Genomic DNA, 19,949 nt, shown 5'->3' on the forward strand with positions numbered 1-19,949 from the left:
GCGCAGCAAACAAGCATTTCTGGAGATTAGGAAAAATGGGAAAGATCATCGGTATTGACCTCGGCACCACGAACTCGTGCGTTGCCATCATGGAAGGCAACCAGGTCAAGGTCATCGAGAACTCGGAAGGCACGCGCACCACGCCTTCGATCATCGCCTACATGGACGACAACGAAGTGCTCGTCGGCGCGCCGGCCAAGCGTCAATCGGTGACCAACCCGAAGAACACGCTGTTCGCAGTGAAGCGCCTGATCGGCCGCCGCTTCGAAGAGAAGGAAGTCCAGAAGGACATCGGCCTGATGCCTTACAGCATCATCAAGGCCGACAACGGCGATGCATGGGTCGAAGCGCACGGCGAAAAGCTCGCGCCGCCGCAGGTTTCGGCGGAAGTGCTGCGCAAGATGAAGAAGACGGCCGAAGACTACCTCGGCGAGCCGGTCACGGAAGCCGTGATCACGGTGCCGGCGTACTTCAACGACAGCCAGCGCCAGGCAACCAAGGATGCCGGCCGCATCGCGGGCCTCGAAGTCAAGCGGATCATCAACGAGCCGACCGCAGCCGCGCTCGCGTTCGGCCTCGACAAGGCCGAGAAGGGCGACCGCAAGATCGCCGTGTATGACCTCGGCGGCGGTACGTTCGACGTGTCGATCATCGAAATCGCGGACGTCGACGGCGAAATGCAGTTCGAAGTGCTGTCGACCAACGGCGACACGTTCCTCGGCGGCGAAGACTTCGACCAGCGCATCATCGATTACATCATCGGCGAGTTCAAGAAGGAGCAGGGCGTCGACCTGTCGAAGGACGTGCTCGCGCTGCAGCGCCTGAAGGAAGCCGCTGAAAAGGCGAAGATCGAGCTGTCGTCGAGCCAGCAGACCGAAATCAACCTGCCGTACATCACGGCGGACGCGTCGGGCCCGAAGCACTTGAACCTGAAGATCACCCGCGCGAAGCTGGAAGCGCTGGTGGAAGATCTCGTCGAGCGCACGATCGAACCGTGCCGCATCGCGATCAAGGACGCAGGCGTCAAGGTGTCGGACATCGACGACGTGATCCTGGTCGGCGGCCAGACGCGCATGCCGAAGGTCATGGAGAAGGTGAAGGAGTTCTTCGGCAAGGACCCGCGCCGTGACGTGAACCCGGACGAAGCCGTCGCGGTTGGCGCGGCGATCCAGGGCCAGGTCCTGTCGGGCGACCGCAAGGACGTGCTGCTGCTCGACGTGACCCCGCTGTCGCTCGGTATCGAGACGCTCGGCGGCGTGATGACGAAGATGATCAGCAAGAACACGACGATCCCGACGAAGCACGCGCAAGTGTATTCGACGGCGGACGACAACCAGGGCGCCGTGACGATCAAGGTGTTCCAGGGCGAACGCGAAATGGCAGCCGGCAACAAGCTGCTCGGCGAGTTCAACCTCGAAGGCATCCCGCCCGCACCGCGCGGCGTGCCGCAGATCGAAGTGACCTTCGACATCGACGCGAACGGCATCCTGCACGTCGGCGCGAAGGACAAGGCGACCGGCAAGGAAAACAAGATCACGATCAAGGCGAACTCGGGTCTGTCCGAGGCTGAAATCGACCAGATGATCAAGGACGCGGAAGCGAACGCAGCGGAAGATCACAAGCTGCGCGAGCTGGCCGATTCGCGCAACCAGGGCGATGCGCTGGTCCACAGCACGAAGAAGGCGCTGACCGAGTACGGCGACAAGCTGGACGCGGGCGAGAAGGAAGCGATCGAAGCGTCGCTGAAGTCGCTCGAGGAAGTGCTGAAGGACACGTCGGCCGACAAGGCTGCGATCGACGCGAAGGTCGAGGAACTCGGCAAGGTTTCGCAGAAGCTCGGCGAAAAGATGTACGCCGACATGCAGGCCCAGCAAGCGGGTGCGGCCGGCGCAGCGGGTGCAGCGGAAGGTGCGGCCCACGCGGGCGGCGCGCAACAGGCTGCCGACGATGTCGTCGACGCCGAGTTCAAGGAAGTGAAGAAGGACTAAGCCGGGTTGCCCCGGTGCCGCACGCCGCGCGCGCAACACGCGCGCGGCGCGGCTGACGGGCTGGCTGACAAGCGGTCTGTCTTTCCTTCCGGATGGCCGGATCGACTCCACGCCTGGCGGGCTTTGCGGCCCTCCGGGCACATTTGTTTTTTGGCGGGTGCTGCACGAGCCGTCCGCGGACGGGCGCAGCGCCAGACGAGTCGAGAGACTTTACTGCGGGCGAAAGGAGCCGCCGCGTGCGCGATGCGTGGCGGCACAGTGAATCGATATGGCGAAACGGGATTACTACGAGGTTCTGGGCGTCGCGAAGAATGCGAGCGACGACGAAATCAAGAAGGCATATCGCAAGCTTGCGATGAAGTATCACCCTGACCGCAATCCGGACAACAAGGATGCGGAAGAGCATTTCAAGGAGGTGAAGGAAGCCTACGAAATGCTCTCGGACAGCCAGAAGCGGGCCGCGTACGACCAGTACGGCCATGCGGGCGTCGATCCGAACATGGGCGGTGCGGGCGCACAGGGCTTCGGCGGCTTCGCGGATGCGTTCGGCGACATCTTCGGCGACATCTTCGGCCAGGCCGCGGGCGGCGCCGCGCGCGGCGGCCGTGGCGGCCCGCAGGTGTATCGCGGTGCCGACCTGCGCTACAGCATGGAAATCACGCTCGAGCAGGCCGCCCACGGCTACGACACGCAGATCCGCGTGCCGAGCTGGGTGTCGTGCGAGGTCTGCCACGGGTCGGGTGCGAAGCCCGGCACGAAGCCGGAAACCTGCCCGACCTGTCATGGCCAGGGCACGGTGCGCATGTCGCAGGGCTTCTTCAGCATCCAGCAGACCTGCCCGAAGTGCCACGGCACGGGCACCTACATCCCCGAGCCGTGCGTGCATTGCCACGGGTCAGGCAAGGTGAAGGAAACCAAGACGCTCGAAGTGAAGATCCCGGCCGGGATCGACGACGGGATGCGCATCCGCTCGGCCGGCAACGGCGAGCCGGGCATCAACGGCGGGCCGCCGGGCGACCTGTACGTCGAGATCCACATCAAGCCGCACTCGGTGTTCGAGCGCGACGGCGACGATCTCCACTGCCAGATGCCGATCCCGTTCACGACCGCCGCGCTCGGCGGCGAGATCGAGGTGCCGACGCTGGCCGGCCGCGCATCGTTCCCCGTGCCGGAAGGCACGCAGTCGGGCAAGACGTTCCGGCTGCGCGGCAAGGGCATCAAGGGGCTGCGTTCGAGCATCGCGGGCGATCTGTACGTGCACGTGCAGGTCGAGACGCCCGTGAAGCTGACCGACAACCAGCGCGACCTGCTCAAGCAGTTCGAGAAGTCGCTGGCCGAGGGCGGCGCGCGTCACAGCCCGCAGAGCAAGAGCTGGTTCGACCGTGTGAAGAGCTTCTTCGAGTAACTCGAGTAACAGCATGACTGAAGGCAACGAGAGCGCGTCGTTCGCGCTCTTGGACGATTGTGACTCGACCGCGTCCGCGCGGTCGAGTCGTTTGTATTCGGGATTCGTGCGCGAACGCGTGTGCACGGATCCGGCGCGGCTCGACGCAGTCGATGCGGCGGTGGCGCAGGACCTGCGCGACGGGCTGCATGCGGTCGTCGTCGGCGATTACGAATTCGGACGCAACCTGCAACGGGCGCAGCCGGGCCATGCCCCGCTGCGCTTTTTGCTGTATGCGCGCTGCGAACGCCTGTCGCGCGACGAAGTCGACGCGTGGCTCGCGCAGCAGGACGGCGGCAGCGACGCGCCGTCGATCGCGGGTGTCGCGCATGTCGCGAAGAGCGTGTCGCGCGATGCGTTCGATGCGGCGATCGCCGCGGTGCACGACGCGCTGCGCGCGGGCGATTCGTATCAGGTCAACTACACGTACCGGCTGAACTTCGACGTGTTCGGCACGCCGCTCGCGCTGTACCGGCGGCTGCGTGCGCGCCAGCCGGTGCGCTACGGCGCGCTGGTCGCGTTGCCCGACGGTGCGTGGGTCGTGTCGTGTTCGCCCGAGCTGTTCGTCGAGAAGCACGGCGACGTGCTGCGCGCGCGGCCGATGAAGGGCACCGCACCCCGTTCGGCCGACCCTCGCGACGATGCGGCGGCGGCCGCGTTCCTCGCGAACGATCCGAAGAACCGCGCGGAAAACGTGATGATCGTCGACCTGCTGCGCAACGACGTATCGCGGATCGCGCGCACCGGGACGGTTCGCGTGCCGGCGCTGTTCTCCGTCGAGCCGTATGCGTCGGTGTGGCAGATGACGTCGACGGTCGAGGCCGGCTGGCGCGAAGGGACGACGTTCGCGCAGATGCTGCGTGCGCTGTTTCCGTGCGGATCGATCACGGGCGCACCGAAGTACAAGACGATGCAGTTGATCGATGCGATCGAGTCGACGCCGCGCGGCCTCTATACGGGCGCGATCGGCTGGCTTGACGCCGCGAAGCAAGGCGCCGATTCCGACGCGCCGGGTGAGCGCCTGGCCGGTTGTGGCGATTTTTGCCTGTCGGTCGCGATCCGGACGCTGACGCTCGATGCTACCGGTGAAGGTGCGACCGGTGCCGAAGCACGCAATCCGGCAACGCCAACCGCCGGCCGGCGCCGTGGCACGATGGGGGTCGGCGCGGGCATCGTGCTCGACAGTGTCGCGGCCGACGAATATGCGGAGTGCGAATTGAAAGCACGATTCCTGACGGATGCCGATCCCGGCTTCCAGCTGTTCGAAACGACCGCCGCCACGCGTGCGGACGGCATCCGGCACCTCGATCGTCATCTCGCGCGGCTGCAGCGTAGCGCGGATGCATTCGGCTTCCGCTTCGACCCCGAGGCGCTACGCCGCGAGATCGACGCGCGCTGCGCGGCGCTCGACGGCGACGTCACCTACCGGATGAAGCTCGCGCTCGCGAAGGACGGCACGGTCGAGATCGTCGCGGCACTGCTCAAGCCGCTGCCGGCGGGGCCGGTCGGCGTGTTGCTGGCGTCCGCGCACGGCTTCGCATCGACCCGTGCGAGCGATGCGCTGCTGCTGCACAAGACGACGCGCCGCGCCGAATACGATCGCGCGTGGCAGGCGGCGGAGGCGCTCGGGTGCTTCGACATGCTGTTCGTCAACGAGCGCGGCGAGGTGACGGAAGGCGGGCGCTCGAATGTGTTCGTGAAGCTTGACGGCCAGTGGGGAACGCCGCCGCTGGCGTCCGGCGTGCTGCCGGGCGTGATGCGTGGTGTACTGCTCGACGATCCGGCACTAGGCGCAAAAGAGCGTGCGCTGACGCTCGACGATGTGCTGAACGCGGATGAGTTGATGATCTGCAACGCGTTGCGCGGGCCGATGGTGGCGCGGCTGATTCACGGCTGAACACCGACCTGAACGCGGATTATTTCCGCGGCGTACATTGCCAGCTTTGCACGATGGCGTGCCCGTGCCTGTAACGCGCGACGCAAGTCTGTGCCTGTTTGCCGAGCGGCCGTGCGATCACGACGCTCGTATTGCCGTAGTCACATGAGACCCAGTAGTCTTCACGGTTTTCGGCGAGCGACCAGACATAAATGTCGCTCTGGGACTCGGAGCGCGAGCGGTTCGGCAGCAACGAAGTCATCCGGTCCGGTGGCCCCGACCAGAAGGTGACGCTGGCAAGCGGATATGTGCTTTGCGTGTCGAAGTTTTTCCAGCCGTCGGGTGGTTGACCGTCGAGCTGCTGAGTAACGGCGACGCGTGCGGGGCAATCTGTTGTCGCAGCGGACGCAGGTAACGTGATGAGCGGACCGTATGCGAGCATGGCGATGGCGAGCTGCCGATACGGTGCTTGGCGGATGCGCATCGTCATTTCACGACCGAAAATGCATCGGCGTTATTGCTCGGATCGATGTAACGGCCATTTTTGTCCTTGCCTTTGAACGGAATGCATCGTCTCTGAATTGCCTTGAGTGAGCGCCATTGTTCAACGACGTAGATACCGCGTACATCCTGGCTCAGATAGAACGCAGCATGATTGCCATGCGATCGGCTTGGGTAGCGATCGTTCTCGAAAGTTGCAATGACGGTCCCGACGCGGATACTCCGGTCGCCCGCTGCCTTCCTTTCCGGTCGCCAGATGGCGGTGGGGCCGACGGACGTATAAATTTTGACCAGTGCGACGCATTCTCCGTCGCCTGCCAGCTTTTGCCCGACGAGGTCAGCTGCCTTTTCATACACATGAGCCATCTTTCACACGCCTTCGATTGACGAAGGCTTGATGGTCGCAGCGACGAAGAAGAGCGGAAATAGGACGAGTTAGAAAGTACACGTTGTCCGACAATGCAGTATGAGAAACAGCGTACCGCATTGCCGGCCACGTCAGCGAGTGTGCGTCGGCGATCGCCGACAGCGCGCCCGCGGCGCTGCCCTCCCGATCAGAACGAATGTTCCGCCCCAGGGAACGAACCATCCTTCACCGCGTGCACGTACGCTTCGACGGCCGCCTGAATGTTCGGCTGACCCTGCATGAAATCCTTCACGAAGCGCGGCCGCTTGCCGGGGAACACGCCGAGCATGTCGTGCAGCACGAGCACCTGACCCGAGCAGTCGACGCCCGCGCCGATGCCGATCGTCGGAATCTTGAGCATGTGCGTGACTTCGGAGGCGACGAGCGTCGGCACGGCTTCGAGCACGACGAGCTGCGCGCCCGCATCCTCGATCGCGCGCGCGTCGCGCAGCAACTGGGCAGCACCGGCTTCGGTCTTGCCTTGCACCTTGAAGCCGCCGAACGCGTGCACCGATTGTGGCGTGAGGCCCACGTGCGCGCATACGGGCACCGCGCGCTCGACGAGGAAGCGGATCGTCTCGGCGAGCCATTCGCCGCCTTCGAGCTTGACCATCTGCGCGCCGGCACGCATCAGCTTGACGGCACTCGCGAACGCCTCGGCCGGCGTACCGTACGTGCCGAACGGCAGATCGGCGACGACCAGCGCGCGCGGCTGCGCGCGGGCGACACAGGCGGTGTGATACGCGATGTCGTCGAGCGAGACGGGCAGCGTGGTCGTTTGGCCCTGCAGCACGTTGCCGAGCGAATCGCCGATCAGCAGCACGTCGACGCCCGAACGGTCGAGCAGGGCGGCAAAGCTCGCGTCGTAGCAGGTGAGCATCGCGATCTTCTCGCCGGCGACGCGCATTGCCTGCAGCTTGGGCACCGTGACGGCAGGCCGGCTCGATTCCTGGAGATAGGTCATGGGAAATCCGGTTCGGATGGGTAAGGAACGACAGGCGAGGACGCGTCAGCGCGTCGTCTCGCCCTTGACGAAGAATTCCTTGCGGCCGCGCATCGTCTCGATGCGCTCGACCAGCAGGGCGAGATCTTCGGGGGAATCCTGCGGGTTCAGGTGTTCCGCGGCGACCGTCAGCACCGGCGTGCGGTCGTAGTGGTAGAAGAATTCGTTGTACGCGTCGACGAGCGAGCGCAGGTACGCGTCGCTGATCTGCAGCTCCATCGGCAGCCCGCGCTTCTGGATGCGCGAGAACAGCACTTCGGGGCTCGCCTGCAGGTAGACGACGAGGTCGGGCGACGGCGCCTGCGGCACGTCCACGTGCGTGGCGACCGAACGGTAGAGCTGCCACTCGTCTTCCGGCAGGTTCAGCCGCGCGAAGATGTCGTTTTTCTGCGGCATGAAATCGGCGATGACCGGGCGGCCCGTTTCGAGCGCACCGATCAGCTCGCGGGCCTGCTGCGCACGCTGCAGCGCGAACGACAGCTGCACGGGCAGCGCGTAGCGCGCGGTATCGCGATAGAAGCGTTCGAGGAACGGGTTGTCCTGCGGGCGCTCGAGCAGCGTCTGCATCGACCAGCGTTCGGCGAGCAGGCGCGCGAGCGTCGTCTTGCCGACGCCGATCGGGCCTTCGATCACGAGATAGCGGTGCGGGGCGCGCAGGTCGGGCGCAGTGACGGTGAGGGGTGTCGGGGTCATCGGCAGCGGTTCTTGTCGGCGTCTGCGCTGGCGGCGAGCGCCTTCTGCATCGGGCACTGGCAGGTCTGCACCTTCTCGACACGCTGATCCGCGACGGCGGCGAGGAAGGTATCGGCACGGCCGCGCGCGGGAATGTCGAGTGCGGGCTCGATCTCCACGAGCGGCACGAGCGCGAACGCGCGATCGGTGAGGCGCGGGTGCGGGACGATCAGGTCGGGTTCGTCGATCGAGTCGGCGCCGAACAGCAGGATGTCGAGGTCGAGCGTGCGCGGCGCGTTGCGATACGGGCGCTCGCGGCCGAAGTGATGTTCGATCTTCTGGCAGAGCGCGAGCAGCTCGCGCGCCGACAGCGTCGTGTCGAGCTTGACGACGCAGTTGTAGTAGTCGTCGCCGCCCGCTTCGAAGGGCGCCGTGCGATACAGGCTCGATTTGCCGAGGATCGAGATGGTGCGCTGCTGCGCGAGGCACACCACCGCGTCCTTCAGGGTCTGGCGCGCATCGCCGAGATTCGCCCCCAGTCCGATATATGCAACCGTCATGGCATCACTTCCTACGTCGTTCGCCGTCGTGCGCGTCAGTCGTCGGAACCGCCCGAGGTGTCCGGTGCCTGCTCGGCGGCACCTTCACCCGGCTTGCGGTTTCGCGCACCGCCGCGGCGGCGCCGCTTGCGGGGCGATTTTTCCTTCGAGCCGCCCTGCGTGAGCAATGCCTCGCGAGCGGCCGCGTCGCCTTCGATGAAATCCGTCCACCACTGTCCGACTTCCGCATCGAGCTCGCCGGATTCGCAGCGTAACAGGAGGAAATCATACCCCGCTCTAAACCTTTGGTGTTCCAGCAGCCTCATCGCGCTGCGGCCCGAGCGTTTCTCGAGGCGCAGCTGCAGGCCCCAGATCTCGCGCATGTCGGCCGAGTAGCGCTTGTGGATCGCGAGTTTCTCGGTCTGCATGTCGAGCACGTCGTCCATCGCGCGATGGAGCGCCGGCACCGGGATTTCGCCTTCGGCCGTGTATTGCTCGAAGCGCTGGCGCATGTCGTGCCACAGCAGCGTCGCGAACAGGAAGCCCGGCGATACCGTCTTGCCGGCGCGCACGCGCGCGTCGGTGTTGTTCAGCGCGAGCGTGATGAACTTTTCGCCCTGCGGCTGTTCGAGCACGACGTCGAGCAGCGGCAGCAGCCCGTGATGCAGACCCTCCTTGCGCAGCTGCTTCAGGCACGCGAGCGCGTGGCCCGACAGCAGCAGCTTCAGCATTTCGTCGAACAGGCGCGCCGCCGGCACGTTGTTGATCAGGTCGGCGAGCGCGTTGATCGGCTCGCGCGTGTGCGGCTCGATCTCGAAACCGAGCTTCGCCGCGAAGCGCACGACGCGCAGCATCCGCACCGGATCCTCGCGGAAGCGCGTGGCCGGATCGCCGATCATCCGCAACAGGCGGGCGCGCACGTCGGCCATCCCGTCGTGGTAGTCGAGCACCGTCTGCGTCGACGGGTCGTAGTACATCGCGTTGATCGTGAAGTCGCGACGTGCGGCGTCTTCGTGCTGCTCGCCCCACACGTTGTCGCGCAGCACGCGGCCGCTCGCGTCGACTGCATGGGTGCGGCGATCGAGTTCGTCGCGCTTCAGGCGCTTCGGCGGCTCGGCAGCGGCCGCCTCGGGCGGCGCATCGACCAGCGCGCGGAACGTCGACACCTCGATCAGCTCCTGGCCGAACTGCACGTGGACGATCTGGAAGCGGCGGCCGATCAGGCGCGCGCGGCGGAACAGGCGCTGAACTTCGGTGGGCGTTGCATCGGTCGCGACGTCGAAGTCCTTCGGCGCGATGCCGAGCAGCAGGTCGCGTACCGCACCGCCGACGATGAAGGCGCGGAAGCCCGCCTGCTGCAGCGTGTCGGTCACGCGCACGGCATTCTTCGAGATCAGCGCCGGGTTGATGCCGTGCACGCTGGCCGGCACGACGGTCGGCTCATGGTTGCTGCGCGGCTTTTTCGTGCCGCCGCGGGCGCCTTTCGGGGCACGCGGGGTAGCAGGGGCCGCTTCGTCGGCCGGAGCCGCTGCGGGAGAGGTTTGCTCGGTTTCGTCCTGGCCGAGCAGTTTGCGAATGAATTTTTTGATCACGACGTTCAGAAGAGATCGAGGATGCGCCAGCCGCGGTTGCTTGCATGCGCGCGCAGCGTGTCGTCAGGGTTGGTCGCGATCGGGTCGGTGACTTTCTCGAGCAACGGGATGTCGTTGTGCGAGTCGCTGTAGAAGTAGGTGTGCGTGAAGTCGCTCCATTGCTTGCCGAGCGACGCGAGCCACGCTTCGGTCCGCACGATCTTGCCTTCGCGATAGCTCGGCGTGCCGGTCGGCCGGCCCGTGTACGGCGAATCGGGATGCCCGTCGGTCGTCTCGACCTCGCAGGCGATCAGCGTGTCGACGCCGAACGCGGTGGCGATCGGGCGCGTGATGAATTCGTTGGTCGCCGTCACGACGCAGCACAGGTCGCCCGCATCGAGGTGCTTGCGCACGAGTTCGAGCGCGGCGGGCGTCATTGCGGGCCGGATCACCTCGTGCATGTACTGCTCGTGCCATTGCGCGAGCCGCGCACGCGAATACTTCGCGAGCGGCGTGAGCATCGCCGTGAGGTACGCGTGGATGTCGAGCTTGCCGGCCTTGTAGTCGGCGAAGAACTGGTCGTTCTGACGCGAGAAGCTTTCCGCGTCGACGATGCCGAGCTTCACCATGAAGCGGCCCCATTCGTGGTCGCTATCGGTCGGGATCAGCGTGTGATCGAGGTCAAAGAGTGCCAGATTAGTCATGGAAGCGCATTTTACTCGAAGCGGTTCGGGCCCGTGCCCGGTGGGGTGATGTCGTCGCCGGGACGCGCCAGCATGCGGCGCAGCAACGGCAGCGTGACGGCGCGTTTCTGCTCGAGCGAGAAGCGGTCGAGCGCGTCGAGCAGCGCCATCAGGCTCGGCATGTCGCGGCGGAAATGGGTCAGCAGGTAGGCGGCGATGTCGTCGGTGAGCGCGATCCCGCGTTCCTTCGCCGCGAGCTTGAGCACGGCGATCTTGCCGGCATCGGACGGCGGCGACAGGTGGAACACGAGCCCCCAGCCGAGGCGCGTGCGGAGATCCTCGCGCACGTCGAGCGCGAGCGGCGCCGCGGGGCCCGCCGCGACGAACGCGCTCGACGGGTGCGCGCGCACTTCGTTGAACAGGTTGAACAGCGCGACCTGCTGCGTGTCGCTCATCCGGTCGCAGTCGTCGATCGCGTAGATGCCGATGCGCGGGTCGAACGTGAACGCGCCGAGCGGGCTTTGCGGTGTGAGATAACGCGCATAGCCGTACGAGGCGTCGCTCACGAGCGCCTGCAGCAGATGGGTGCGGCCGCATCCGGGCTCGCCCCAGATATAGAACGACCGGTCCGGCACGGGGCCCGCCGCGAGCGCGAGGTCGAGCTTCTGCAGGCGCGAGATGAGCTCGTCGTTCTCCTCGTTCATGATGAAGTTGTCGAACGTGGCGGGCGGCGGCGTGCCGAGATCGAGCGTCAGTTGACGGGACACAACAGTCACAATGCGGGTCGGTTGAAAATACGCGTGCCGTACGCCGGGCACGCGCCGGGAACTGCGCCTTCGCGGGCTTCACGCGCGCCCGCACGCACGGCGCCACGCCGGTTTCGGCGCGGTTCGCTCGGCGATGAAAACGGGGACGTGTTGACCAAGATGCAATCCCTGACGATTCGGTGCTGGGAATTCCGGCCAACGGGCCGGCTTCGGGTAAAATCGCATTTTACCGACCTTCTCGCATTCCCCCATGAATCCTCCGAAATCCGCTCCCGACGCCCAAGGTCTGTCCTATCGCGACGCAGGCGTCGACATCGACGCGGGCGACGCGCTCATCGACAAGATCAAGCCTTTTGCGAAGAAAACCCTGCGCGACGGCGTGCTCGGCGGCATCGGCGGGTTCGGCGCGCTGTTCGAAGTACCGAAGAAGTACAAGGAGCCCGTGCTCGTGTCGGGCACCGACGGCGTGGGCACCAAGCTCAAGCTGGCCTTTCATCTGAACAAACACGACACCGTCGGCCAGGATCTCGTCGCGATGAGCGTGAACGACATCCTCGTGCAGGGCGCCGAGCCGCTGTTCTTCCTCGACTACTTCGCGTGCGGCAAGCTCGACGTCGATACCGCGGCAACGGTCGTCAAGGGCATCGCGCAGGGTTGCGAACTGTCCGGCTGCGCGCTGATCGGCGGTGAAACGGCCGAAATGCCGGGCATGTACCCGGACGGCGAATACGACCTGGCCGGCTTCGCGGTCGGCGCGGTCGAGAAGAGCAAGATCATCGACGGCAGCACGATCGCCGAGGGCGACGTGGTGCTGGGCCTCGCATCGAGCGGCATCCACTCGAACGGTTTCTCGCTCGTGCGCAAGATCATCGAGCGCGCGAACCCCGACCTGTCGGCCGATTTCCACGGCCGCTCGCTCGCCGACGCGCTGATGGCACCCACGCGCATCTACGTGAAGCCGCTGCTCGCGCTGATGCAGAAGCTGTCGGTGAAGGGCATGGCGCACATCACCGGCGGCGGCCTCGTCGAGAACATTCCGCGCGTGCTGCGCGAAGGCCTCACCGCCGAGCTCGACCAGAACGCGTGGCCGCTGCCGCCGCTGTTCAAGTGGCTGCAGGAGCACGGCGGCGTCGCCGACGCGGAAATGCACCGCGTGTTCAACTGCGGGATCGGCATGGCCGTGATCGTTTCGGCGGCCGATGCCGACGCAGCGATCGCCGACCTGACCGCCGCCGGCGAACAGGTGTGGAAGATCGGCACCGTGCGTGCGACCCGCGAAGGCGAGGCGCAGACCGTCGTGGTCTGACGCACGGCCGCAGCAGATGCAGCAAGGAAAGCCGCCCGGAGTCGATCCGGGCGGCTTTTTTTTTCGGGCGCCGCGCGGCGTACGGGCGCGCGCCGATGAAGGAGGAGCGACGATGACCGAAGACGAACGCGCGATCCGTGAGCTCGTGGACAACTGGTTCGTATCGAGCCGCCGCGGCGACCTGGCGACCGTGCTCGACCTGATCGCCGACGACGCGATCTTCATGGTGGCCGGCAGGCCGCCGTTCGACAAGGCGGCGTTTGCGGCCGCATCGCGTGACGCGAACGCCGGGGGCGGGCCCGCGCCGACGATCGACGGCCGTTACCGGATCGACGAACTGCGCGTGCTGGGCGACTGGGCGTACATGCGCAATTTCATCGAGATCGAGGCGACTCCGCCGGGCGGCGAGACGATCCGCCGTTCGGGCCATACGCTGACGATCTTCCGCAAGGCCGACGGCCGCTGGCAGCTCGTCCGCGATGCCAATCTCGTGACGCTCGCGCATTGAGCACGGCGGCGGGCGCGACGGTGCCGGCCGGCGCTCAGGCGGACGGCCGCGCCGCACCCGCTGGCCGGGCACCGGCCAGCAACGGCGGGACGAGCAGATAAAGTAGCGCGGCCGCGGCCCAGACGAGCCCCGGCCAGGTCGCGCGTGTCGCCGCATAGGTTGCGGTGACGACCAGCGGCCCCGCGACACCGATCAGGCTCGCCACGCTCGCGAGCGCGCCTTGCAGTTCACCCTGGCGCGCATCGTCGACCTGCCGCGCGAGCATCGCCTGCAGCGCCGGCAGCGTCATGCCGCCCGCCGCGAACAGCGGCAGCAGCGCGAACGGCACCCACGCGGCGGTCGCGAACGCAATCGCCACGAGCCCGAACGCGTCGCCCGCGAGGCCCAGTGCGAGCGCGCGGCGCTCGCCGAGCCGCGCGATCAGCGGCCCGATCGCGAAAGCCTGCGCGAGCGCGTGACACGCGCCGTAGCCCGCCAGCGACAGCCCCGCGATCGGTGTCGACCACCCGAAATGTTCCTGGCCGTACAGGATCCACAGCGTGGCGGGCGCCTGCGACACCAGCGCCACGATCACGTAAATGCCGATCAGCGGCACGAGCGCCGGTGAGCCGGTCAGCCGGCGCAGGCTGGCGAACGGGTTGAGCGCGCCGGCCGTTTGGCCTTCGCGGGCCGAACGCGGCCGCGATTCCGGCAGCGCGCGCCAGACGAACACGAGGTTGAGCGCGTTGAGCACGGCGGCCGCGACGAACGGCGCGCGCACATGCAGCGCGCCGAGCAGGCCGCCGATCAACGGGCCCGCGATGAAGCCGATGCCCATCATCGCGCCGAGCTGGCCGAAGCGTCGTGCGCGGTCGGGTTCGGCCGTGACGTCGGTGACGTATGCAGTCGCGACCGCGACGTTCGCGCCGGTGATGCCCGCGATCAGCCGCCCGACGTAGAGCCAGGCGAGCGTCGGCGCGAGCGCCATCAGCAGGTAGTCGAGCGCGGCGCCCGCGAGCGACACGAGCAGTACGGGCCGGCGGCCGACGCGGTCGCTCAGCGCGCCGAGCAGCGGTGCGCACAGGAACTGCGCGAACGCGTACAGCGCGAGCAGGATCCCGTAGTGGGTGTCGGTGCTGCCCGCATCGGCGAGCGAGCGCAGGAGCCCGGGGAGGATCGGCATCACGATCCCGACGCCGATCGCGTCGAGCAGGACCGTGGCCAGAATGGCAATCAGGGACGGATTCAAGGGTGTGACTCTATCGGTGATAGAGTGGCGATTATTCCACAACTTTCCCTATCGGTGATAGAGATGAAGGACACAGGGGCGCGGCTGACGCGCGACACGGTACTGCGCGCGGCGCTCGACCTGCTCGATGAAGTCGGCATCGATGGGCTGTCGACGCGGCGGCTCGCCGAGCGGCTCGGCGTGCAGTCGCCGACGCTTTACTGGCATTTCCGGAACAAGGCCGAACTGCTCGACGCGATGGCCGAGGCGATCATGCTCGAGCGGCACGATGCGTCGCTGCCGCGGCCGGGCGAGGCGTGGGATGCGTGGCTTCTCGACAACGCGCGCAGTTTCCGGCGCGCGCTGCTGGCCTATCGCGACGGCGCGCGCCTGCATGCCGGTACCCGGCCGCGGGCGCTGCATTTCAGCTCGATCGAACGCAAGGTCGCGCTGCTCGGCGAAGCGGGTTTCGCGCCGGACGAGGCGGTCGACGTGATGTATGCGCTGGGCCGCTTCGTGGTTGGATGGGTGCTGGAGGAACAGGCGGAACCCGAAGGCGAGGCCGATGCGCCGCTGCCGGACGCGGCCGAGTATCCGTTGCTCGCCAAGGGCTGGGCCGCGCTGCGTGCACGCGGCGGAGACGAAGCGTTCGAGCGCGGCGTCGCGCTGATCGTCGACGGCGCCCGCGCGCGCCTGGCAGCACGCGCGCGCGGCTGACGGTCAGGCCGGCGTGCCGCCGTCGAGCACGCGTTCGAGCGCGTCGAGCGCGCGGGCCGTGGCGTCCGGCGCGATGCAGTCGACGACGATCCGCTCCGGCATCGCGCGCAGCCAGGTGATCTGGCGCTTGCAGAGCTGGCGCGTCGCGAAGATGCCCTTGTCGCGCATCGTCCGGTAGTCGGTGTCGCCGTCGAGGAATTCCCATGCCTGCCGGTAGCCGACGCAGCGCATCGACGGCAGGTCGGGATGGAGATCCTCGCGACGGCGCAGCCGCTCGACTTCGTCGATGAAGCCCGCGTCGAGCATCGCATCGAAGCGCTGTGCGATCCGTGCGTGCAGTACCGCGCGATCGGACGGCTCGAGCGCGACCGGCACGAAGCGGTAAGCGGCGGCCGCATCGTCGCTGCGTCGCGGGGCGGCGAGCAGTACCGACATCGGCTGCCCGCTCAGCATGAACACTTCGAGCGCCCGCTGGATCCGTTGCGAATCGTTCGGCGCGAGCCGCGCGGCCGTGTCGGGATCGACCTGCGCGAGTCGCGCGTGCAGGGCGGGCCAGCCATCGCGTGCGGCTTCCGCATCGAGGGTCGCGCGCACGTCCGGATCGGCGCCGGGCAGGTCGTTGAGCCCCTGCGTCAGTGCCTTGTAGTAGAGCATCGTGCCGCCCGCGAGCAGCGGCGTGCGGCCGCGCGCGGCGATCTCGCCGATCAGGCGCAGCGTGTCGGCGCGGAAACTCGCGGCCGAATACGCGTCGGCCGGATCGATGATGTCGATCAGGTGGTGCGGCACGCTCGCGCGCTCTTCGCGCGAAGGCTTCGCGGTGCCGATGTCCATGTCGCGGTAGACGAGCGCCGAATCGACGCTGACGATCTCGATCGGGCGGCGCGCGGCGAGCGCCAGCGCCGCGGCCGTCTTGCCCGATGCGGTGGGGCCGAGCAGGCAGGCGATCGTCGTCGGAGAGGTCTGCGGTGAAGCGCTCATTGTCCGCGCATGAACAGGCGGTCGAGATCGTTCAGCGTGAGCTGATACCACGTCGGCCGGCCGTGATTGCACTGGTCCGCGCGTTCGGTCGCCTCCATCTGCCGCAGCAGCGCGTTCATCTCGTCGAGCGTCAGGCGCCGGTTCGCGCGCACCGCGTGGTGGCAGGCGAGCGTGCCGAGCAGCTCGTGCTGGCGCTCGGTTAGCACGCGCGAGCCGCCGAACGCGTGCAGGTCGGCGAGCACCGCGCGCGCGAGCGACTGCAGGTCGGCATCCTTCAGCAGCGCCGGCACCGCGCGGATCGCGAGCGTCGTCGGCGACAGCACCGCCAGGTCGAAACCGAGCGATTCGAGCGTGTCGCGCTCTTCCTCGACCGTGCCGATCTCGACCGGCGTGGCCGTCATCGAGATCGGCAGCAGCAGCGCCTGCACGGCGACCGAGCGGTCGGCGAGCGCGTTCTTGAACTGTTCGTACAGGATCCGCTCGTGTGCCGCGTGCATGTCGACGATCACGAGCCCGTGCGCGTTCTGCGCGAGCACGTAAATGCCGTGGATCTGGCCGAGCGCGAAGCCGAGCGGCTGCTCGTCGTGCGCGGTGGCGGCGATCGGCGATACGGTGAAGCCGGGCAGCGGTGCGAGCGGCGTGTCGGCCGAATCGCGCGCGATGGTGGTCGTGCCGTCCGGTGTGCCGGCGCCGCTATCCTTGCGGCCGAACATCGCGTCGTAGAGCGCGAGCGGCTGCGCGACGGGCAGCGTGCCCTGCGTCATCCGTGCCTGGCGCATCCAGGTGTTGCCTGCCGACGAGGACGACGGCGACGAGAAGCCGCTGCCGCCCGTGCCACCGATGCCGCCGGTCGCGTGGCCCTGGCTCTGCCCGAGCGGCGTGTCCAGGAACGACGACGGCCCGCGCGGTGCCGGTTCGATATGCGCGGCATGGCCGCCCGCCGTGGTTTCCGGCGACGCGCCCGCATGGCGCGCGAGCGCGCGCTGGACCGCATGGAACACGTACTGGTGGATCGAGCGCGAATCGCGGAAGCGTACCTCGATCTTCGACGGATGCACGTTCACGTCGACGGCTTCCGGCGGCAGGTCGAGAAACAGCACGTACGACGGGTAGCGGTCGCCGTGCAGCACGTCCTCATAGGCCGCGCGCACCGCGTGCGTCAGCAGCTTGTCGCGCACGAAGCGGCCGTTCACGAAAAAATATTGCTGGTCGGCGCGCCCGCGGCTTGCGGTCGGCAGCCCGGCGCAGCCGTAGACGGCGAGCGGGCCGGCCTGCTCGTCGAGCGGCAGGTGCGCGGTCGCGAAGCCGTCGCCGAGGATCTTCGCGACGCGCTGCGCGGGCTCGGTCGCATTCCAGTGCTCGACGGCCTTGCCGTTGTGCAGCACCGAGATCGCGACGTCCGGCCGCGCGAGCGCCGCGCGGCGGATCATTTCCAGGCAGTGGCCGAACTCGGTCTGCTCGCTCTTCAGGAACTTGCGCCGCGCGGGCGTGTTGAAGTACAGCTCGCGCACCTCGATCGTCGTGCCGGTCGCACCGGCGGCGGGCGACAGCACGCCCGTCTGCGCGTCGATCTTCATCGCATGCGCGGCATCGGCCGTCCGGCTCGTGATCGACATCTCGGCCACCGACGCGATCGACGCGAGCGCTTCGCCGCGGAAACCCAGCGTGGCGACCGCCTCGAGCTCCTCGAGCGAGCGGATCTTGCTGGTCGCATGGCGCATCAGCGCGAGCGCCAGCTCGTCGGGCGGAATCCCGCAGCCGTCGTCGGTGATCGAGATGCGCTTGACGCCGCCTTCTTCCAGCACGATGCGCAGCGTCGTGGCGCCGGCGTCCATCGCGTTCTCCAGCAGCTCCTTGACGACCGACGCCGGACGTTCGACGACCTCGCCGGCGGCGATCTGGCTGATCAGCTGGTCGGGCAGGGGCTGGATCGCGCGCAGCGGGCGCGGAGCAGGGGCGGGCGTGTCGCCCGCGGCCATTTCGGTGATTTCGGACATGGCCGAATTATAGCGAGGCGGCGGATGCGTGCCGGGGCGCCGGAGCGTTACGTTTTTTCACGGAGCCTTAAGGTAGTTTCGGTATCATGGCTCCGTTTCGCGCGCCGCCTTGGCCGGCGGGCGCTTCCGCCAAGTCTGGCCTGTTTCGGCCGTTCCGGCCCTATCGCCTTCGAGGAATCGCATTTGGATACGCTGCTTCATTTCGTCAACCTTGTCCTGCATATCGACGCCTTCCTCGGCGATTTCATCCGGCAGTACGGCGCGTGGGTCTATCTCGTGCTGTTCCTGATCGTGTTCTGCGAGACGGGGCTCGTCGTGTTCCCGTTCCTGCCGGGCGATTCGCTGCTGTTCATCGGCGGCGCGTTCGCGGCGACGGGCGAAATGAACGTCGGCGCGCTGATCGTGCTGCTGCTCGTCGCGGCGATCGCCGGCAACACCGTGAACTACCTGATCGGCCGCTGGGTCGGCCCGAAGGTGTTCAATACGCATATCCCGGTGCTCGAGCGCTTCCTTGACCGCGCCGCGCTGCAGAAAACCCACTCGTTCTACGACAAGCACGGCGGCAAGACGATCGTGCTCGCGCGCTTCATCCCGGTCGTGCGTACGTTCGCGCCGTTCGTCGCGGGCGCGTCGTCGATGAGCGTCGCGCGTTTCCAGCTCTTCAACGTGATCGGTGCGCTGGTGTGGGTGCTGCTGCTCGTGCTGCTCGGGTATTTCTTCGGCAACATCCCGTTCATCCGCCAGTACCTGAACGTGATCGTGCTGGTCGGTATCGGTGCGGCGATCGTGCCGGTCGCGCTCGGCGCGGTGTGGAAGCTGGTGCGGGGGAAGCAGTCGGATAACGCGCAGAAGACGGGCGGGCGGTAAGCCCGGACGCTTCGGTTTCAGGCAATAAAAAAGCGTGGCGGGTGCCACGCTTTTTTTTCGTCCGGTGCCGCCGTCATGCGCTGCGATGCAAGAGCGGCGTTTCGGGCGTCGGGTATTGCGCGTCGCGGAACGTCTCGAGGATCACGCGGTTGGTGTCGCAGTACACCTGCCAGTAGTTTTCAGGTTGCGTGGACGGGCGCACGAACAGCAGCGGGCCTTCCGGCGTGAATTGCAGCACGCCGACGTCCGGCGCCGGGCTGGTCAGCACGTTCGGGATCTGCTGGATCGACGCTTTCAGGCGGTTGATCGCGTCGACGGCATCGACGCCGTTCGCGATCTTCGCGGTCAGGTCGACGCGACGATACGACGTTGCGCTGTAGTTGGCGATGTTGTCCGAGAAGATCTTGTTGTTGCCGACGATCGTCACGATGTTGTCCGGCGTGACGATCGTCGTGCCGAACAGGCCGAGCTCCTTGACCGTGCCCGTGACGCCGCCCGCGCTGATCACGTCGCCGATCTTGAACGGACGCAGCACCTGCATGAACACGCCTGCGGCGAAATGCGCGAGCAGGCCGCCCCAGGCGGTACCGATCGCGAGGCCGAGGCCGGCGAGCAGCGCGGCGAACGAGGTGGTCTGCACGCCGAAGATCTGCAGGATCGCGAGGATCAGCAGGATCGTCAGCAGCACGCCGACGACGGAGGTCAGGTAGTCGGTGAGTGTCGGGTCGACCTTGCCGCTGCGGCGCACGACCTTGCCGAGCAGGCGGGTGCCGATGCGGATCGCCCAGCGGCCGACGAACCACAAGACGATCGCTGCGAGGAGGTTGAGGCCGAAGTCGAGGCCGCGGGTCATCAGGAATTGCTGGGCGGTGGCGAGATCGATCATGCGTTCTCCGAAGTCAAGGGTAGAAAGGGCGGC

Annotated in this window: 19 protein-coding genes; 7 read left to right on the forward strand and 12 right to left on the reverse strand. The window is 67.1% G+C overall.

Annotated features, from left to right (window positions below; all coding sequences use genetic code 11):
- Positions 1 to 35: 35 nt before the first annotated feature.
- From dnaK to APZ15_RS07345, 3 genes are all read left to right on the forward strand, one after another.
- On the forward strand, positions 36 to 1,988 hold the full coding sequence (gene dnaK / locus APZ15_RS07335) for a molecular chaperone DnaK (RefSeq protein ID WP_021162213.1): 1,953 nt from the start codon (positions 36 to 38) through the stop codon (positions 1,986 to 1,988).
- A gap of 268 nt (positions 1,989 to 2,256) precedes the next feature.
- Positions 2,257 to 3,393: a molecular chaperone DnaJ gene (gene dnaJ / locus APZ15_RS07340; RefSeq protein ID WP_021162212.1), complete on the forward strand. Its 1,137-nt coding sequence runs from the start codon at positions 2,257 to 2,259 to the stop codon at positions 3,391 to 3,393.
- Positions 3,394 to 3,406: 13 nt separating this feature from the next.
- Positions 3,407 to 5,329, forward strand: coding sequence for a chorismate-binding protein (locus APZ15_RS07345; protein WP_027788313.1), 1,923 nt, complete (start codon positions 3,407 to 3,409; stop codon positions 5,327 to 5,329).
- Positions 5,330 to 5,348: 19 nt separating this feature from the next.
- On the opposite strand, the gene APZ15_RS40775 is transcribed toward APZ15_RS07345, so the two are convergent.
- From APZ15_RS40775 to hda, 8 genes are all read right to left on the reverse strand, one after another.
- A complete protein-coding gene (locus tag APZ15_RS40775) occupies positions 5,349 to 5,798 on the reverse strand; it encodes an STY0301 family protein (protein WP_060078892.1) in 450 nt (149 codons plus the stop codon).
- Complete coding sequence (locus tag APZ15_RS38915; RefSeq protein WP_080981970.1) at positions 5,795 to 6,175, reverse strand: BPSL0067 family protein; 381 nt, start codon at positions 6,173 to 6,175, stop codon at positions 5,795 to 5,797. Before APZ15_RS38915 ends, APZ15_RS40775 begins: the two co-directional genes overlap by 4 nt.
- Positions 6,176 to 6,363: 188 nt before the next feature.
- A complete protein-coding gene (gene panB / locus APZ15_RS07360; protein WP_027788311.1) occupies positions 6,364 to 7,179 on the reverse strand; it encodes a 3-methyl-2-oxobutanoate hydroxymethyltransferase in 816 nt (271 codons plus the stop codon).
- A 45-nt stretch (positions 7,180 to 7,224) separates the two neighbouring features.
- Positions 7,225 to 7,911, reverse strand: a complete 687-nt coding sequence (locus APZ15_RS07365) for a deoxynucleoside kinase (RefSeq protein WP_027788310.1) — start codon at positions 7,909 to 7,911, stop codon at positions 7,225 to 7,227.
- The gene (gene folK, locus APZ15_RS07370; protein ID WP_027788309.1) at positions 7,908 to 8,450 is read right to left on the reverse strand and encodes a 2-amino-4-hydroxy-6-hydroxymethyldihydropteridine diphosphokinase; all 543 of its coding nucleotides are present in this window, start codon (positions 8,448 to 8,450) and stop codon (positions 7,908 to 7,910) included. Before folK ends, APZ15_RS07365 begins: the two co-directional genes overlap by 4 nt.
- A gap of 35 nt (positions 8,451 to 8,485) precedes the next feature.
- Entirely contained in the window at positions 8,486 to 10,021 is a 1,536-nt protein-coding gene (gene pcnB / locus APZ15_RS07375) for a polynucleotide adenylyltransferase PcnB (protein ID WP_027788308.1), read from the reverse strand.
- Positions 10,022 to 10,026: 5 nt separating this feature from the next.
- Positions 10,027 to 10,704, reverse strand: a complete 678-nt coding sequence (locus APZ15_RS07380) for a histidinol-phosphatase (protein ID WP_027788307.1) — start codon at positions 10,702 to 10,704, stop codon at positions 10,027 to 10,029.
- An 11-nt stretch (positions 10,705 to 10,715) separates the two neighbouring features.
- On the reverse strand, positions 10,716 to 11,450 hold the full coding sequence (gene hda, locus APZ15_RS07385) for a DnaA regulatory inactivator Hda (RefSeq protein ID WP_006484992.1): 735 nt from the start codon (positions 11,448 to 11,450) through the stop codon (positions 10,716 to 10,718).
- 250 nt (positions 11,451 to 11,700) lie between these two features.
- Here hda and purM point away from each other — a divergent pair, with 250 nt between their 5' ends.
- Both purM and APZ15_RS07395 read left to right on the forward strand, forming a co-directional pair.
- Positions 11,701 to 12,756 (forward strand): phosphoribosylformylglycinamidine cyclo-ligase, encoded by a 1,056-nt coding sequence (gene purM / locus APZ15_RS07390; protein ID WP_006484927.1) that lies wholly within the window; start codon positions 11,701 to 11,703, stop codon positions 12,754 to 12,756.
- A 112-nt stretch (positions 12,757 to 12,868) separates the two neighbouring features.
- Complete coding sequence (locus tag APZ15_RS07395; protein WP_027788306.1) at positions 12,869 to 13,264, forward strand: YybH family protein; 396 nt, start codon at positions 12,869 to 12,871, stop codon at positions 13,262 to 13,264.
- 34 nt (positions 13,265 to 13,298) lie between these two features.
- Here the strand turns inward: APZ15_RS07395 and tet are convergent, their stop codons facing one another.
- Positions 13,299 to 14,492 (reverse strand): Tet(A)/Tet(B)/Tet(C) family tetracycline efflux MFS transporter, encoded by a 1,194-nt coding sequence (gene tet, locus APZ15_RS07400; RefSeq protein ID WP_027788305.1) that lies wholly within the window; start codon positions 14,490 to 14,492, stop codon positions 13,299 to 13,301.
- 63 nt (positions 14,493 to 14,555) lie between these two features.
- Between tet and tetR the strand changes: the two genes are divergently transcribed.
- The gene (gene tetR / locus APZ15_RS07405; protein ID WP_027788304.1) at positions 14,556 to 15,188 is read left to right on the forward strand and encodes a tetracycline resistance transcriptional repressor TetR; all 633 of its coding nucleotides are present in this window, start codon (positions 14,556 to 14,558) and stop codon (positions 15,186 to 15,188) included.
- 3 nt (positions 15,189 to 15,191) lie between these two features.
- Here the strand turns inward: tetR and miaA are convergent, their stop codons facing one another.
- Together miaA and mutL are read right to left on the reverse strand one after the other, a co-directional pair.
- Positions 15,192 to 16,166, reverse strand: a complete 975-nt coding sequence (gene miaA, locus APZ15_RS07410; protein WP_027788303.1) for a tRNA (adenosine(37)-N6)-dimethylallyltransferase MiaA — start codon at positions 16,164 to 16,166, stop codon at positions 15,192 to 15,194.
- Positions 16,163 to 18,163: a DNA mismatch repair endonuclease MutL gene (gene mutL, locus APZ15_RS07415; RefSeq protein ID WP_027788302.1), complete on the reverse strand. Its 2,001-nt coding sequence runs from the start codon at positions 18,161 to 18,163 to the stop codon at positions 16,163 to 16,165. Before mutL ends, miaA begins: the two co-directional genes overlap by 4 nt.
- Positions 18,164 to 18,346: 183 nt before the next feature.
- Here mutL and APZ15_RS07420 point away from each other — a divergent pair, with 183 nt between their 5' ends.
- Positions 18,347 to 19,030 carry a DedA family protein gene (locus APZ15_RS07420; protein ID WP_021162200.1) on the forward strand — a complete coding sequence of 228 codons (684 nt, stop codon included), beginning with the start codon at positions 18,347 to 18,349 and terminating at the stop codon, positions 19,028 to 19,030.
- A 73-nt stretch (positions 19,031 to 19,103) separates the two neighbouring features.
- Here APZ15_RS07420 and APZ15_RS07425 read toward each other — a convergent pair whose 3' ends face one another.
- A complete protein-coding gene (locus APZ15_RS07425; protein ID WP_027788301.1) occupies positions 19,104 to 19,916 on the reverse strand; it encodes a mechanosensitive ion channel family protein in 813 nt (270 codons plus the stop codon).
- Positions 19,917 to 19,949 lie beyond the last annotated feature (33 nt).

Source organism: Burkholderia cepacia ATCC 25416 (assembly GCF_001411495.1).
Classification (GTDB): domain Bacteria; phylum Pseudomonadota; class Gammaproteobacteria; order Burkholderiales; family Burkholderiaceae; genus Burkholderia; species Burkholderia cepacia.